Source organism: Haliscomenobacter sp. (assembly GCF_041740695.1).
Taxonomy (GTDB): Bacteria; Bacteroidota; Bacteroidia; order Chitinophagales; family Saprospiraceae; genus Haliscomenobacter.
Genome location: NZ_JBGSLK010000113.1, coordinates 241,260 through 258,133, shown reverse-complemented (window position 1 = coordinate 258,133; position 16,874 = coordinate 241,260). Strand labels below are relative to the sequence as shown.

13 protein-coding genes are annotated in these 16,874 nt (G+C 48.6%); 9 read left to right on the top strand and 4 right to left on the bottom strand.

Annotated elements, in window-relative coordinates; all coding sequences use genetic code 11:
• The first annotated feature begins 87 nt into the window (after positions 1–87).
• The 3 genes from ACEW9O_RS23465 to ACEW9O_RS23455 all read left to right on the top strand — a co-directional run bounded on the left by ACEW9O_RS23465 (position 88) and on the right by ACEW9O_RS23455 (position 4,144).
• Positions 88–516: an NUDIX domain-containing protein gene (locus tag ACEW9O_RS23465; RefSeq protein WP_373552651.1), complete on the top strand. Its 429-nt coding sequence runs from the start codon at positions 88–90 to the stop codon at positions 514–516.
• Positions 517–573: 57 nt separating this feature from the next.
• On the top strand, positions 574–3,747 hold the full coding sequence (locus ACEW9O_RS23460) for a glycosyl hydrolase (RefSeq protein ID WP_373552650.1): 3,174 nt from the start codon (positions 574–576) through the stop codon (positions 3,745–3,747).
• A gap of 88 nt (positions 3,748–3,835) precedes the next feature.
• Positions 3,836–4,144, top strand: coding sequence for a hypothetical protein (locus tag ACEW9O_RS23455; protein WP_373552649.1), 309 nt, complete (start codon positions 3,836–3,838; stop codon positions 4,142–4,144).
• 84 nt (positions 4,145–4,228) lie between these two features.
• Here the strand turns inward: ACEW9O_RS23455 and ACEW9O_RS23450 are convergent, their stop codons facing one another.
• From ACEW9O_RS23450 to ACEW9O_RS23440, 3 genes are all read right to left on the bottom strand, one after another.
• Positions 4,229–5,242 (bottom strand): hypothetical protein, encoded by a 1,014-nt coding sequence (locus ACEW9O_RS23450; protein ID WP_373552648.1) that lies wholly within the window; start codon positions 5,240–5,242, stop codon positions 4,229–4,231.
• Between the two features lie 147 nt (positions 5,243–5,389).
• On the bottom strand, positions 5,390–5,833 hold the full coding sequence (locus ACEW9O_RS23445) for a DinB family protein (RefSeq protein WP_373552647.1): 444 nt from the start codon (positions 5,831–5,833) through the stop codon (positions 5,390–5,392).
• Between the two features lie 150 nt (positions 5,834–5,983).
• Positions 5,984–6,535 (bottom strand): GNAT family N-acetyltransferase, encoded by a 552-nt coding sequence (locus ACEW9O_RS23440; protein WP_373552646.1) that lies wholly within the window; start codon positions 6,533–6,535, stop codon positions 5,984–5,986.
• Between the two features lie 45 nt (positions 6,536–6,580).
• On the opposite strand from ACEW9O_RS23440, the gene ACEW9O_RS23435 reads away from it, so the two are divergent.
• Positions 6,581–7,588: a VPGUxxT family thioredoxin-like (seleno)protein, type 2 gene (locus tag ACEW9O_RS23435; protein WP_373552645.1), complete on the top strand. Its 1,008-nt coding sequence runs from the start codon at positions 6,581–6,583 to the stop codon at positions 7,586–7,588.
• Between the two features lie 153 nt (positions 7,589–7,741).
• On the top strand, positions 7,742–8,200 hold the full coding sequence (locus tag ACEW9O_RS23430) for a hypothetical protein (protein WP_373552644.1): 459 nt from the start codon (positions 7,742–7,744) through the stop codon (positions 8,198–8,200).
• Between the two features lie 184 nt (positions 8,201–8,384).
• On the opposite strand, the gene ACEW9O_RS23425 is transcribed toward ACEW9O_RS23430, so the two are convergent.
• Positions 8,385–10,265, bottom strand: a complete 1,881-nt coding sequence (locus ACEW9O_RS23425; RefSeq protein ID WP_373552643.1) for a glycosyltransferase family 39 protein — start codon at positions 10,263–10,265, stop codon at positions 8,385–8,387.
• 235 nt (positions 10,266–10,500) lie between these two features.
• Between ACEW9O_RS23425 and thrS the strand changes: the two genes are divergently transcribed.
• The 4 genes from thrS (at position 10,501) to ACEW9O_RS23405 (ending at position 16,804) form a co-directional block, all read left to right on the top strand.
• The gene (thrS, locus tag ACEW9O_RS23420) at positions 10,501–12,438 is read left to right on the top strand and encodes a threonine--tRNA ligase (RefSeq protein WP_373552642.1); all 1,938 of its coding nucleotides are present in this window, start codon (positions 10,501–10,503) and stop codon (positions 12,436–12,438) included.
• A gap of 223 nt (positions 12,439–12,661) precedes the next feature.
• Positions 12,662–13,009, top strand: a complete 348-nt coding sequence (locus ACEW9O_RS23415; protein ID WP_373552641.1) for a T9SS type A sorting domain-containing protein — start codon at positions 12,662–12,664, stop codon at positions 13,007–13,009.
• 364 nt (positions 13,010–13,373) lie between these two features.
• Positions 13,374–14,510, top strand: a complete 1,137-nt coding sequence (locus tag ACEW9O_RS23410) for a VWA domain-containing protein (RefSeq protein WP_373552640.1) — start codon at positions 13,374–13,376, stop codon at positions 14,508–14,510.
• Positions 14,511–14,683: 173 nt separating this feature from the next.
• Positions 14,684–16,804 carry an alpha-amylase family protein gene (locus ACEW9O_RS23405; RefSeq protein ID WP_373552639.1) on the top strand — a complete coding sequence of 707 codons (2,121 nt, stop codon included), beginning with the start codon at positions 14,684–14,686 and terminating at the stop codon, positions 16,802–16,804.
• Positions 16,805–16,874: the final 70 nt, after the last annotated feature.

The window sequence follows — 16,874 nt, the reverse complement described above, 5'->3', positions numbered from 1 at the left end:
GTGATTCCACAAGTGTTGCTATATTTGGCCCTAGTGTAGACGCTGATTTTTGTCAGGGGTACATCACTCATTCAAACCCGGTATCGAATGGACATAGGAAACATCAATGTAAAGGCGCGCTTGATCCTCTACCACAAAGGTCAAATTTTGCTCTTGAAGCAAACCAAACCCAATGGAGGGAACTACACACTTGTCGGGGGAAATGTAGAACTGCGTGAATCGGCCCGACAATCGGTCATTCGCGAAAGCTTTGAAGAGGCCGGAATTTTACTCAAACCCGAAGACCTTCATTTGGTTCACGTATTGCATAAAATCAAGAAACAGCAGCAGCGCATCGTCATGTATTTCAAGGCCTATTACTGGGAAGGGGACCTCAAAGCCAAAGAAACCCACAAGTTCAAAGAAGCCGAATGGTTTTACCTCGATAAACTTCCCAACAACCTCACCCAAACCGTTCGACATGTACTGGACGAGTACCGCGAAGGAAATTTTTACTCGGAGGTCTTGACAAAATAAACAATCTTACCCAGGGTTCCCTATATTTGGTCAGGCTCTACACAACTGACCAAAAACATGCAAAAACTGTACCACTTCTCACTGCTGGGTTTACTCTTACTCAGCGTCAACCTTTGGGGGCAAAAAAAGAAAAATACGCCCCCAGTCACTGCTCCTGCACCAGTCATCACGAATACTTTTGATGCCAAAAACTTCGCTGGCCTGCGCTGGCGCAACATTGGCCCATTCCGGGGTGGTCGCTCCAACGCGGTAGCTGGGGTAATTGGCAACGACAACCTCTATTACTGTGGTTATACCGGTGGTGGCATCTGGAAAACCGAAGATGCTGGCCTGAACTGGTCCAATATTTCGGATGGCCAGTTCAAATCTAGCACCGTGGGCGACATCGCCGTAGCGGAATCAGACCCCAACGTGATTTACGCGGGCATGGGCGAGCACGCCGTTCGTGGCGTGATGACCACCTACGGCGATGGGGTATACAAATCCGTTGATGCAGGCAAAACCTGGAAAAACATGGGTTTGGAAAAAACCCGCCACATCTCGGATGTCATCATCCACCCCCAAAACCCCGATGTGGTGTACGTGGCTGCCCAAGGCGCCTTGCACGGCCCCAACGAAGAGCGGGGCATTTATAAATCCACAGATGGGGGCAAAACCTGGAAAAAAGTCCTCTACATCGATGAAAACTCCGGTGCCTCCAGCCTGAGTATGGATCATACCAACCCCCGCATTTTGTACGCAGCCACCTGGCAGCACCGCCGCACGCCCTGGAAAGTGGAAAGTGGTGGCCCGGGATCTGGCCTCTGGAAATCAACCGATGGGGGCGAAACCTGGAAAAAAATCAACGAGGGTTTGCCCAAAGACTTGGGTAAAATTGGGGTTTCCGTGTCACCCGTCAACCCCAACCGGGTTTTCGCCATTGTGGAAGCGGAAAAAACCAAGTCAGGGCTGTACCGCTCCGACAATGCTGGGGAATCCTGGACCTTGCTGAGCTCCGATCAAAACATCAACTCTCGTTCCTGGTATTATATGGAAGTGTTCGCTGATCCAGTCAATGCCGACGTCGTGTACGTGCTCAATGCACCCATGACCCGCTCGATTGATGGGGGCCGCACCTTTAGTACCATCCGCGTTGGACACGGGGACACCCACGATCTTTGGATCAACCCGCAAAACAACCAAAACCTGGTACTGGGCGACGACGGCGGGGCCGAAATTTCTTTCAATACCGGCCGAACCTGGTCCACCCAGGGCAATCAACCCACCGCGCAGTTTTACCGCGTCAATACCGACAACCTTTTCCCTTACCGAGTCTATGGCGGGCAGCAAGACAACACTTCGGTGGTCATTTCCAGCCGCAACAATGGGTCGGATATCGGCGTCACTGATTGGTTCATCGGCCCAGGTTGTGAAAGTGCTTTTGTTGCTTTTGATCAAAATAATCCACAAGTATTATTGGGAGGCTGCTATCAAGGCATCATTGAAGCCCTGGATACGCGCACCAACGAGAGCAAGGACGTCATGGCGTATTCCGCACTCAACCTGGCCAATCCTCCCAAAAAGATGAAGTACCGCTTCAACTGGAACGCCCCAATCATCAGCTCGCCACACGATCCCAAAGTGATCTACCATACTGGGAACGTGGTGCTGCGCACCCGCGATGGGGGTTTGAATTGGGAAAAAATCAGCCCCGACCTCACCCGCAACGATACCACCAAACAGGAAGTCGGCGGTGGCCCTTTCACCAATGAAGGGGCTGGTGGCGAAAACTACAACACCATTTATTACCTGATTGAATCCAGTTTGGAAAAAGGGGTGATTTATACCGGGTCGGACTGTGGCCTCGTACACGTCAGCCGAGATGATGGGCGAACCTGGACCAACATTACCCCAAAAGACCTGCCCGAGTGTATGATCCAATCCATCGAGGTTTCCCCCCACGATCCGGGTACTGCCTACATCTCCGGCACGCGTTACAAATTCAATGACTTCATTTCGTACACCTACAAAACCACTGACTATGGCAAAAGCTGGATAAAAATTGCCACGGGCATCGACGCGGATGATTTCATCAAAGTTATACGAGAAGATAAAGTGGTCAAGGGCCTACTTTATGGCGGAGCGGAACGTGGGTTTTACCTGTCGACCGATGGCGGGATGCAATGGAATCGTTTGCAGCTCAATTTCCCGGTGGTGCCCGTCACCGACTTGCAAATCCGCAACAACGACCTGGTCGCCTCTACCGCTGGTCGCGCCTTCTGGATTTTTGACGACCTGGGGGCTTTCCAACAGGCCAAGGGTGTGGTAGGCACGGCTCCAGTTCATTTGTTCAAACCTCAGGCTACCCGTCGCTTTGGTGGAGGATCGGCTTACCTCTCAGGCGAAGGCGCACCGGGTGTGGGCATGAACCCGGCGGAAGGCGTCATTTTTGATTATTACCTCAAGGAAAAAGCCGATACCAATTCACTGCGGGTTGAAATTCTGGATGCAAGTGGCAAAGTGATTCGCAAGTTGAGCAACAAGAAGGACGAAAACTACAAGCGTTACCCCGGAGGCCCAGGACCAGAACCGATTTTACCTGCAGACGCTGGTGTGAACCGCTTTGCCTGGGATTTCCGCACCGATGGCCTGGCCGATGTGTCGGGCGTGTTCATTTATGGGGATTACCGTGGGCATCGGGTCGCTCCTGGAATGTACAAAATCCGCCTGAGCCACCGTGGCCAGGTGTTGGAACAAAGCGTAGAGGTCTTGCCCGACCCCCGCATCAATGTCAACCCCGCCGACTGGCAGGCCCAGCAAAGCATGCTGCAAAAACTGGCTGAACAAATCAACACGATCCACCAGTCGGTACACCAATTGCGCAAAGTCCGCAAACAACTGGACGCTTACAACGAAGTGCTCAAAGACAACAAAGCGGCGGCTGATTTGCTAAAAAAAGGCCAGGATCTGGTCAAAAAAATCAACGATCTGGAAAGTGAACTGGTGGAACCGCGTACCAAAAACGGCCAGGATGTGATCAACTGGCCCAGCAAACTCAGCGCCGAACTCTTCACTGTACGGGGTAGGGTAGACGTACACGACCCGCGCATCACCCAGGGCAACCGTGATCGTTTTGCTGATTTGAGCGCAGAATGGGCCAAGCAGCAACTGGGTTTGCAGAATCTGAAGAAGGAGATTCAGGGGTACAATGAGGAGTTTAAGAAGCAGGGGATACCGGCTTTGGTGGAGTGATGAATCGGAATGACGAGTGACGAATACCTTCCAACGTTGGCGATTCGTCACTCGTCATTTAATAGCATCTTCACGATAATGCTAAATTATGGATTACGAAATTCAAAGACCAGTCTTATTATTCAATGATCAACGGTTGTGGGTTTTAGCAGATGAAATCAGCAATTTAACTTTAGATCAACTTAAATCAATACTTGAAGACTTTGAAAACATATTCAATGGGAAGTATTCTGCTTCTTCATTTGGATACCATGTTTCCATGGTTTCTTTCGATGATCAAATAGCTAAGTTGGAATACCATGATGAAATGATCATGGAGCTGAAAAGCAAAGAACTATATCAAGTTTTGGCAGATTGGTACGATAAACTTTCAAAATGGACGTTACTCATCAATTAGTTCTAAGTTATGTACAGTTAATGAAAAAAGTGTCGCCCTAAAATCTCATTACACGTAAAAAGCTTGTACTAAAATAGGTTTACATTATTCCTCTTGAGAAGGAGGTGTTTGCGTGTTTAAAATCTCCTGTACCTCCGTTTCAGCAATTCCCATCATCAGGGCGATTTGAGGAATGTCCATTTGGGCCAGTTGATGGAGGTTGTGGATGGTATGGGTGAGGAGGAGTTGGCGTTCCAGTTCAGCCTTCTTTTGAAATTCTAATTCAGCTTTTTGGCGTTCTTTAGCCAATACTTCAGCTGGGCTATACCCGAAAACATGTTCGTATAACTTTTCAGTAAAATTTTTGGTGCCTTGCGTAACAATCATTGTTGGTTCATTTGGAAACACTAATGAAAACTGGTTTACCTCAAATTCGTTCTCCAATTTCTTCGGTAAATTGATCAAGTCGCGTACAAAGATAAACAATTTGACAGTGCGTTCAAAGTGGATATTGGAGTGATTGCGCAGCAAATTGAAGAGTTTGACCTTCAATGCAAAGCGCAAGTGAGGATCATTTCTGCTGCGGTAAACATACTGGGCGGCCAGCATAGCTAAGGCGAAGGCATTGTCTATCGAATTGAGTAGTTGTTCTTCGGGCAAGGTTACCGCAATAATTGACTGGAAGCGATAAGCCAGTTCGGTGCCGAAAGAGGGTTTGAGGTATATGGTTTCTTCCTCAGGAGGAGGTGCTCCGGTGAACACTGCATATGCGGAAATATCTTCCAGTCCGTAGCGCAATTGGATGAGGGCGCGGTAGAGGAACATGCGAAGGGCAAATCCTTTTTCAGCTTGGTGCTGAAATTCGATGTGGACAAATATGAAATGTTGGTCCCCATTGAGGAGTTGGACTTTGACCAGTTTATCCGTATGCCGTCTTTTTCCTCGGAGTTTGAACTTGCCGCGCAGCGCGTTGATGAGTTCCTGTTCAAGGAAAACATAGCCTTGTGCCCAATCTATGGCTGCAAACAGCTCGGAATTGACAAAGGCGACAAAATCTGGGAAAAAGTCGCCAAGGAAGTCTTTGAACATGGCGTCATAATCGATGGCTTTGCGGCGCATAGTGTGGTTTTATGCTGCCAAAGTAGGGGGATGGAGGAAGGCAGTCAAGGCACTTTTGGCGGGATTTGACTAGGGCAAATTGGGGGGATTGATTGAGGAATGACCAGCTGGCACTTCGACTACGCTCAGTGACCAGCTGGTCATTCCTCACTCCAACAACCTCCGATGATAATTAACCTGCCCCAAATGATACGACAAATGTGCCACCAAATGCACCAAAAAGAACTGCGTCGACATTTTTCCAGCAAACACTTCCAGTGGGTATTCCGCCTCTAATTGTTCAGATGTGACCCTACTCAAGGCCTCATCCACTACTTTGCGGGTATTTTCCACCATTTGGATGAGTTCAGCTTGCGGGACGTTTTTTTGTGAAAACTCCAGGTCCCGATCGCGGATGTACCCCGTTTTGCCCAATTCCCCGCCGATGTAAGTGTTCAAATTGCCGATCAGGTGCAAGCAGAGGTTCCCTGCCGAGTTGCTGATGTTGCCATCGATGATCCAAATATTGGCCTCATTTTGGTATTGGCCAATTTCCTGCGTAAGGCGCTCAAGATCTCTTTTGAATAAAGTTTGTAAGGTTTCAAGTAACATGGTAAGGTATTTTGGAATGACGAATAATTCGAATGACGAATGACGAATGACGAATGGGGTGGTAGCTCCTGAGATTGTTTGGAAACGCAAGATTGGAGTTCCATTTGGTTGTAGTCTTCAACAAACCTTGATGGTGACGCTCCAGATTCGTCATTCGTCATTCGTCATTTTATAAACTTCTGGATTGTGCACTTCCATCCAAATCGCCGGATTCGCGACGGGTTTCCAGCCATACTGTGCATACAAACCATGTGCATCGCTGGTAGCCAGGATCCAGCGCCGCAACCCTTGCAATTCAGGATGCCCCATGATGGTTTCCATCAACCATTTGGACAAACCCTGGCCGCGATGCGCTTCCAGAATGTAAACATCGCCAAGGTAAGCAAAGATGGAAAAGTCGGAAATGATGCGGGCATAACCCACTTGTTCCTCCCCACAAAGGACGATAAAAGTGAGCGAGTGCTGTGCAGCCTTTTTTACCGTTTCGAAGGGAATTCCACGACTCCAATACGATTCTTTGGACAAATACTGGTGCACAGCATGCAGGTCCAAACTCGCTTTGTCCGTGGTAATGAGGTACTTGTCGCGTGTGATGTTGATGTTTTCCATGAGTTGAGCTGAATTGAAGCAAATATACAGTTCTGTGAAAACTATTTCCAAACTGTCTCCACCGCTACATTTCAAGTGCTGTAATAGTTTCATTTTGCAAGCATAATTTTGATCGCTTGTATGTTCAGACACACCATAATGATATTAACCTTGATGCTGGGTTTCTCCAGTATCGCCCTATCCCAGGGCACCCAAGCTCCGGCGGAGTTGGGGAAAGTTACGTGGGTGCGTGATTTTGAACAAGGTTTGGCTCGGGCCAAAAAAGAACAAAAACCGGTGTTTTTGCTCTTTCAGGAAGTTCCCGGATGTAGTACCTGTCAGCGTTATGGCGCGGAAGTACTCAGTCATCCCTTGATTGCTGAAGCGATCGAATCCCTTTTTGTACCTGTAGCGATTTACAACAACAAAGGTGGCAAAGATGCCGAAGTGCTCAAATTCTACAATGAACCCGCCTGGAACAATCCGGTTGTACGCATTGTGGATGCCAGTAAAAAGAACCTCGCCGAGCGCGTTTCAGGAAATTATTCGCCCTTGGCGGTGTTAAATTCAATGATGGTTGCGCTGGAAAAAAGCAATCTGGTGGTACCAACTTACCTGGCTTTGTTGCGGGAAGAATTCCAGAGCAAGACCCTGGGCACCAAAACAGTTACCTTATCGATGTACTGTTTTTGGACTGGCGAAAAAGAACTGGGGAAACTCCCGGGAGTAGTGGCTACCGAAGCTGGATTTATGGCTGGCCGCGAAGTGGTGACTGTGGAGTACAATCCCCGCTTGCTTTCTTTTGAAAACCTGATTGAATCGGGAAGTAAAGTGAAGTGTGCCGATGGCGTTTTCACCGCTGATGCACAAGAGCAAGTCAAAGTAGAAAAGGTCTTGGGAAAAGGCAAAGTGAAAGAACCTTCAACTTATCGCCCTGATCCCGAAAGTAAATATTACCTTTATCAAAGTCATTATCGATTTCTGCCGATGACGGAGTTGCAAGCGGCGCGTGCCAATAGCCTTTTGGCTGGAGGCAAGTCGCCAGAAGAGGTGTTGTCGCCTCGGCAGATTGAACTGGCGCGCCAAATCAAGGCCAATCCAAAAAAGAATTGGAAGCCCGTGATTGGCAAAAGCGTCACCGAGTCTTGGCCTTGGCCAACGACTTGACCTAGGTTGATTTAGAGTTAGAGTACCCAATATCATTGCCGACTACCTGACGTGGTCGGCCTTTTTTTTGCCCACCAACGTACACTTACACAATTCTTTTATACGTTTGACTGCTGATCTAGTCCCCTCTAGTAACACCCAAATTTTAATCAAATGAAAAAGATCCTATTCGTTTTGCTACTCGTCCTGACTGGATTGAGTACAGTTGCGGTACAAGCGCAGGTGAAAAGTGGAAGTGTTGGACTGGGTTTACAGGTAGGTGACCCAAGTGGTTTGACCCTGAAGTTTTACAATGGAGGTAAGGCTTCGGTTGACATTTTAGCCGCCTGGGACTTGAACGATTATTTGTTCGTCAATGTACATGCCTTGTACCACAAACCCCTGGGCGGTGCCCGCAATGTCAATTTCTTTTACGGCCCTGGGGCTTTCATCTCCTTTTATGAGCGCGGCCGCTACGAAGATTACATTGGTGCAGGCATCAGCGGCAACTTTGGTTTGAACGTGTTTTTTGACCAGTTCGAACTTTTCGCGCAGATCACTCCAAGGTTGCAGGTACTCGAATTCACTGATGGTGATTTGGGTGGCGGGGTTGGATTGCGGTTTTATTTTTGAGGTGACTCGGAGCTGATTACCAATCTGAAGTGCATCTATGGTGCCTAAGGTTTCTTAGGTGGTGAAAGAATATCCTGCTAGCAGGTTTTTTCCTTTTTCACCACCTAAGAAACCTTAGGCACCATAGATGCACCTCAGCAATGATAAAAATTATCAAAATTCGATATTACTCAATTTGTACCCTCTACCTCAGATTCCGCAAGGCCGCCTCAATCCTCGAATCCACCCCTTCCGTCCCCACGCCATATTGCAAATACTGGCGCGCATGCTCCGTGTCTCGCTTTTGCTGCGCAAAGTGTTCATACCCTAACTGATATGCAAAATCGGCTAACACAGGAGGTACTGCCCCTGAGCTGGGCTTGACATATTTCAAAAAGTCGTGAATCGACTGCGAATCTGGATCGTATACGGCAGCTTTGGCAAAAACATCCAGCATCGGTTTGAGCTGTAGGTCAATTTTATACCTTTCACCAGCCAATCCCGCCATGAAGCCCCAGGCCGCTTTGTACTGCGGTAGAATGCGGGTAGCCTCTTCCACCATCGGGATCATTTCATTCAACTTGGCTTTTTTGAGCTCATTGGTAGGCAATTGGGCGTATTCATTGCGGAAGATCGTTACTGCCCGAAACAATTTGGCGCGGGCACTTCCGGTTGAAATATTATAAGCCGCCAGATTGAGGGTGTTCTCATCTTTCCAATCGGGCAAGCGAGTGAAGGTTTTTACCGCATAACCTAACGAAAGCACCACAATCAGTCCCAGGCCCAGCGGATAACTTTGACCTACAGCGAGGCCCAATCTTTTGGGCAAAAATGCCACAATCAACCAGGCAGAAAACAAACTGAATCCCAGCGAGGGTAAAAACACAAATCGCTCATTCATAAAAGCCCCCACCGTAAAAGGCAAATTGGACACAATCGACAAGGTGATCAGGTAAAAGGCCGCGGCAAACGTAGGAACATTTTTTTTCCAAAGCCCCCAAATGGACACTCCAGCCAAGGCAACGTGTAAAGCCAGTCCCAGCAAAGCCCGCCAATCGTCAAAACCAACCACGGGTACATGGTAAGGATAATAATCGTGGGTAAGTGGATGGGGAAAAACCAGGAGTTTGAGGTACCAGCCCAAGGTCAGGAAAATGGTGGCATATTTATTCCCCGCAGAAAGATTGACAAAAGGATCGTTCATCGGATTGGGGTCGGCATCTGTTCCGCCCAACAATTGCCCAACGATGGCATAACGCAAAGCCACATATAGAACTCCAGTTAAGACCAAAGTCCCCGTATTGATGAGCAATTTTTGCTGGCTGGCTGAGCTGAAGTAATACAAGGCCAGTGGAATCACGGCAATAAAAGTCAAGGCATTTTCTTTGGACAACAAACCCAGGAAAAAAACCACCGCGGCGATGATGTTCCAGCGCATCGTCCCCTCTTGCGCATAACGCCAACTGGCGTACAAGGCACCCATTGCCCCCAAGGCCGCCATGATTTCGTCGCGACCTTTGACATTGGCCACTGCTTCACTGTGGATGGGATGTAGTACATACAATAAGGTAGCCAAACCCGCCAGGCTAAACCACCAACTGCCTTTTTCCTCCGGTGGAAAAATGCGGCGCAGCGTGCGGTAGGTTAACCAGCCTAATAAGGCGTAAAGCAGCAAATTGACAAAATGGCTCAGGGCGGTATTTTGCCCAAACAAACCCTTTTCCACGGCAAAAGTAACGATGGACAAGGGCCGATAACGCCCACCCACCAGCAGGTTTTTTTGTTCACCAAAAAAGCCAGCAAAGGATTCCGTACTCAGAATTTTACCAATCCCGGCAAAACCCTCCTGCACGTACTGGTTATTGACGTACATCATCTGATCGTCCAGCACATAACCATAGCGCAAGGAAGGAGCATATAGGAAAAACGCCAGTGCGGCAATGATCAACCCCGCTGTACCTGTGGAAGATTTTGCGGAGGCAGGAACGGATTGTTGTGCTTTCGGGTTTTGATTTACAGTGCGCTGCGGGGTCGAAGCGGGTGTTGAACTGGGCTTACGGGTAGAACTTTTTTTTCCTTTTGCCATGGTTTTATCCTTGATTTGGCCGCAAAAATAAGGAAAAAGGTTTAGAAAGGTTGGGGAAGGTTGAGAAGGTTTAGGCTACCGCAGCGGCATTTACAAGCTTGGCGTCTAAGTCACTGCGGCAGCCTAAACCTTCCTCAACCATCTCAACCTTCCACAACTTTTTTTTCCTAATCATGGGAAAACCTGCTAATCCTGCCTATTTTTGCAGCCGCTATAGCGAAATAAATCTTAAACCATGATTAACATTACTTTCCCAGATGGTAAGGTTCGGGAGTACGAACCAGGAACAACGGCGCTTGAAGTAGCCCGTTCCATCAGCGAGGGCTTGGCCCAGAAGGTTCTTTCGGCAAAAGTAAACGGCGAAGTGTGGGATGCCACCCGCCCGATCCCCACCGACGCGACCTTGACGCTGCTCACCTGGGATGATAAAGACGGAAAAACCACGTTTTGGCACTCCTCTGCACACTTGATGGCCGAGGCATTGGAAGTCCTGTTCCCCGGCATCAAATTTGGCACGGGCCCGGCTACCGAAGGTGGTTTTTACTACGATGTTGATCCCGGTGGCAAACAAATTTCGCTGGACGACCTGCCCAAGATCGAAGAAAAGATGCTCGAATTGGCGCGGCAAAAAAATGGCTACATCCGCAAAGACATTACTCGGGATGAAGCCTTGGCGTTTTTCCAGGAGAAAGGCGACGAATACAAAATTGAACTGATTGAAAAACGCGGCGCCGACGAAGCCCTTACGCTGTACCAGCAAGGCAACTTCGTGGACCTTTGCCGTGGGCCACATCTTCCGGATACCGGATTCATCAAGGCTGTAAAATTGACCAACGTAGCGGGTGCTTATTGGCAAGGTGATGATACGCGCCAGCAATTGCAGCGCATCTATGGGGTTACTTTCCCCAAACAAAAAGACCTGCAAGAGCACCTCGTGATGCTGGAAGAAGCCCGCAAACGCGATCACCGCAAGTTGGGGCAGGAACTAGAACTTTTTATGTTTTCCGAGCGCGTAGGGGCAGGTTTGCCCATTTGGCTACCGAAGGGCAACGCCCTACGCGACCGTTTGATGAACTTCCTGCGCGTGGAGCAGGAAAAGCGGGGCTACAAACTGGTCACTACTCCCCACATTGGCCGCAAGGAATTGTACGTCACTTCCGGGCACTACGCCAAGTATGGTAAGGATAGTTTCCAGCCCATCCATACGCCTAAGGATGGGGAGGAATTTTTGCTTAAACCGATGAACTGCCCTCACCACTGCGAAATTTACGCGCACCGCCCCCACTCTTACCGCGATCTGCCGATGCGTATCGCTGAGTTTGGCACGGTATACCGCTATGAGCAGACTGGGGAGCTGCATGGCCTGTCGCGGGTACGCGGGTTCACTCAGGATGACGCCCACATTTTTTGTACCGAAGATCAAGTAAAGGGTGAGTTCTTGAATGTATTGGACCTGACTCGGACGGTGTTGTACAAAATGGGCTTTAAAGAATTTACGGCTCAAATCTCCCTGCGCGACCCCAATACACCCGAAAAATACCTCGGAACGGACGAAAATTGGCGCAACGCAGAAAACGCCATCATTGAAGCAACCCGTGAGGTGGGCCTAAAAACCACCATGGAATTGGGCGAAGCTGCCTTCTATGGCCCTAAACTGGACTTCATGGTGCGCGACGCCATTGGCCGTCAGTGGCAATTGGGTACCATTCAGGTGGATTACAACCTACCCGAACGGTTTGAACTGGAATACGTAGGCGCCGACAACAAAACCCACCGCCCGGTGATGATTCACCGTGCTCCTTTTGGGTCGATGGAGCGCTTCATCAGTATTTTGATTGAAAACACGGCGGGTAAATTCCCCCTCTGGTTGATGCCCGAGCAATATGCCCTGCTGCCGATCAGCGATAAATTTGTAGACTACTGCAAAGAAATCGAAGAAAAACTGGCAGCCCACGACATCCGCGGCTACATCGATGACCGCAGCGAAACCATTGGCCGCAAAATCCGAGATACCGAATTAAAACGTATACCTTATATGCTCATCGTTGGGGAGAAGGAAATGGAGGCTGGTGCTGTAGCAGTACGCCGCCAAGGTGAAGGAGATAAGGGCAGTGTGAGTTTGGAAGCTTTTGTAGAGCTCTTCAAGGAAGCACTGGCGAAAGAGGAGGAGTAAAAAAAGTTGAGAAGGTTGAGGAAGGTTGAGGAAGGTTTGGCTACCGCAGCGACATTTACAAGTGTTGATGCTTGAGTCGCTGCGGTAGCCAAACCTTCCTCAACTTCTAAACCTTTTTATCATCTAAAAGTTAAAAAAATGCAAATACCCAAATTAGGTTTGCATAAGACTTGAACTCAACGTATTTTTAAAGTGTTAAAATTTTGTCCCAAAATACTATTGCATGAAGCACTTCTTACTCTTTTTAACCCTGGTACTTTTCATAATCCCGAAAGCGATAGGACAAACAAGCGCTAAGACTGGCAATTGGTATGCATCGGTAGAGGCAGACCGAGGTGTCATTATCGAGGTTTACCCAAACCCAACGACCAGTCACATTGGTTTAACTGACGTTCAAGGTGTGCAAAAAGTGATGGTTTTCAACCTGGCAGGCCGCCAGATGAAAAGTTTCGAAGACATTGCAGCCGACAAAAAAATGTACGTTGGTGACCTACCCAGAGGGATTTACCTGGTGCGGATCATGGGCGAGAAAAACAAAGTTCTCACCACCAAAAGGATCAGCAAACAATAAATTATTAGGGCGACAAAAAATAAGCGTTCATTTTGCCAAAGGATTAGATAAGAATACGGTTCATTTCAAGTATCTTATCTAATCCTTTGGCTCAAAAAAAAATGAACACTTATTTTGCCCCACTGATCAGGTAATCAGGAAAGAACCAAAGAGCAGGTTTAATCTTTTTGTTTTAAGCGAAAATGAAGCCAATTTAGGCTAAATGAGATGTGAAAAGCGGAGTTTAGCAGCGCTAAATGAGTATTTTCACGGCGAAATGTAGACTAAATTGGGTCATTTGTAGCAAAACAAAAAAGTTAAACCTACTCTGGAGCGGCTGGATGAAGTTGAAAAGACTTGATTCAGCCGTTTTGCATTTCAGCTTATGTCGGATACGCTATTGCAACGTCACACTACCCTCAGCGCAAATTTGCTGGCCTTTTGCCGCCACCTGCGCCAGAAAGGTTTTACCATTGGCCCAATGGAATCGAGCACGATGTTGGCAGCCCTGGAATTGGTTGAACCGTTTTCTGACCCGGCATTGTTTCAATTCACCCTTCGCGCCACGCTTGCGCGCACTCAACGCGAGCAAGAACTTTTTGATCAAATTTTTCCCCAATACTGGAAAGAACTGGAAAAAGCAGTCGATTCCAAAATCGCCGCGGACAAGCAGCCGCGCAAACCCGGTACCCGCCAGCAGCCACCCTCCCTGCAAGCCCTCAAAAGCTGGCTCAACGGCAAACCCGCTCAGGACAACATCGAATTGGCCGTATACAGCGCCGGAGAATCCCTGGGCCGCAAGGATTTTTCTATGTTCAGCGCCGAAGAATTGCAGGAAATCAACAAACTGATCCTCCAAATTGCCCGGCGCATGGCCCGCCAATACAGCCGCCGCAAGGAACGCGCCCGCTCCGCCAGCATGCTCGACCTGCGTACCACCATGCGCAAAAACCTGCGCCGGGGTGGGGAACTGATCGAACTGGCGCGTTTTCGCCCCAAACAACAAAAGAACCAACTCATCCTGCTTTGTGATGTGAGCAAGTCGATGGACTTGTACAGCCAGTTTTTAATCCAGTTTGTGTATGCCTTTCAGCAGCTCGGCCAGCGGGTGGAGACTTTTGTTTTTTCCACCAGCCTGCAACGCATCACCAAGGTACTGCGCCAAAGCAATTACCGTCAGGTGCTGAACGAACTGAGTGAAACTGTCCCCGGCTGGTCGGGAGGGACCCGCATTGGAGCTTCCTTTGAGCAGTTTTATCAGCAATACAGCCGTTTGTTGCATGGCCACAGTACCGTGCTCATTCTCAGCGACGGTTGTGACACGGGCGATATTGAGGTGCTGGAAGAAAGTATGCGCAAAATTGGCAAAAAGGCCGAGCGGGTGATTTGGTTGAATCCATTGGCGGGTCGGCCTGGTTATGCGCCGGAGGTACGGGGCATGCAGGTGTCGCTGCCGTTTGTGGATGTGTTTGCGCCGCTGCACAATGTGGAGAGTTTGCGGGCTTTGGGGAGGGTGTTGTGATCAAATTTTAACTTTCAAATTTTAACTATACCGATCTAAGGTGAATCTGAAGTGTCTATGGTTTCTTAGGTGGTGAAAATGTGCTTTCTTTTTCACCACCTAAGAAACCACAGGCACTTTAGACTCACCCCAGTCTTTTCTAATCTACAAACAAACAATATTAGCCAAATTACATGAACAAGCTCAGCCTGTCCCTCTGCTGCCTCCTCTGTTTTTCGACGCTTTGGGCGCAAAAACCAATTCTGACCAGCGACCAATCTGAATGGTGGAAACGCAACAACCTGCGCCTCATCCAGATGAACCTCCCCGCCTACGAAGCCGCCAATCTGCACGCCGACAGCATTGTCAAAGATTTGCGTGCCTTTTCCGCCAATACCCTTATCATCAATGCCGGGGGCATCATGGCTTTTTACGAAAGCAAGCTGGATTTTCACTACCTCAATCCCTACATGAAGCCAGGCGACCTGGGCAGAATTGTCCAACGTTGCCACGAGCAGGGAATCCGAGTGATTGTACGTTTTGACTTCAGCCGTGCCGATCAAAGCATTTTTCAAAAACATCCCGACTGGTTTTACCTTTCGCCCACTGGCAAAAGAATTGTCAATACCGATAAATACGTGGTGAGCATCAATGCACCCTACGTGCAGGAAAAAGCCTTTGACATCATTGCCGAAGTCCTTGACAACTTTGATGTGGACGGCATTTTCCTCAACATGCCGGGCTACCAAACCCGCAATTCCTACGAAAACACCTACGAAGGCATTGATCAAAATGAATACGACAAGGCTGCTTTTAAAAAATGGAGCAATGGCCTGGACTTGCCCCTGAAAGAAGATAAAAACGACCCGGTTTTTAGAAAATACGAGGAGTTTAAAAAAGAAAGCATCAGCATTTGGTCAAAAAGGCTGCACGAATTGGTTAAGGGCCGCAAAAAGAAAGTAGCGATTTGCACCTACCTCGAAGATTACGTCGACATCATCCGCCATGAAAGCCAAACCCATGGCTTGCCCTATTGGCCATATACAGGCAGCGACAATACCAACCACATCGAACAAACCTTCCCCGACAAAATTGTGAGCAATGCCAGCATCCAGCAAATCTCTTTCCGCAGCCGTTTTAATGCTGTGGAACCCGAAGAAGTAGCCATCCGCCTGTGGGAAAACCTGGCCAACGGCTCGGGAACCGACGTGAGCCTGATGGGTGACCTGCGGGAGTACGAGGACCAGCGGAATTTTGTGGTGATGAAAAAAATCTATGCCTTTCAGCAAAGATGGGAACCCTATTTTGGCAAATACGAGTCGGTGGCCAAAGTTGCCGTTGTTGCCCCAGGTTATTGGCCGGGAGGTTTGCCGATGGAGGAATACCGGGGCATTCAATTGATGATGAAGGAAGCGCATATTCCTTTCGACATCATCCAGGACAATCACCTGGCCAAGCTTAAAGCAAAACTGGGCAAGTACAAAGTTTTGATCTTGCCAGATATTCAATATTTATCCGCACCCGATTTGGCGGCCTTGCAGGAGCTTTCGCAGGGCGGGGTATCGCTTTTTGCCAGCAACCGCAGCCTCTTTGATGCTCCCTCGGCTTTAAAAACCCAGTTTGGAGCGATCATCGTAAAAGACCTCAACGATGGGGATGGCCATTATTTACAACCCAATGACCCTAAAATCTTCACCCATTTCGTCGGACAAAGCATGGTGCATTTTAAATACAATCTGGGTTTGTACCAATTTGACCAAAACGATAAGGCGCTATTGCCCATTTTGGACAAAGGCCGCCCCGGCCCACCCGAGATGATCGGCGGCCATGATCCCCTCAATTATTTTGCCGCCAATTTGCACCCAAATGGTAGCAGCAGCAATGCCCTGATGCCCATCAACATTGGCCGCATTTATTACCAAACGGGCTATGAGCAGCACAAATACCTGGTTCTGGATATTTTGAAGCAGCTGTATCCAGCCTTTGACCAACAAATCATTACAAATGCCCATCCCCGGGTGGAAATGATCCTGAATGAATACATGCCGAACACAGGGGAGGTGACTATCACTACTCCTTTTCGCTCGGCTGGGCACATCTTGCACTTGATCAACCTCACGGGGTTTAGTGGCAATACCTATTTTGAACCACTACCGATTCATGATACCGAGATCAAGATCAAATTGGATTATCGGCCGCGGAAAGTGTGGAGATTGGGAGACGAGAAGCCCTTGCCTTTTGTCTATCAGCAAGGTTATCTGAGTTTCAAATTGAGCCGTTTGACGGATTACGCGGGGATTGTGGTGGAGCGATGAATACTTGATTGTAGCGTTGCTCGTGCGTCAGAGACGCGAAAATAGGGGTACAAGTTTGGAGACTTGTACC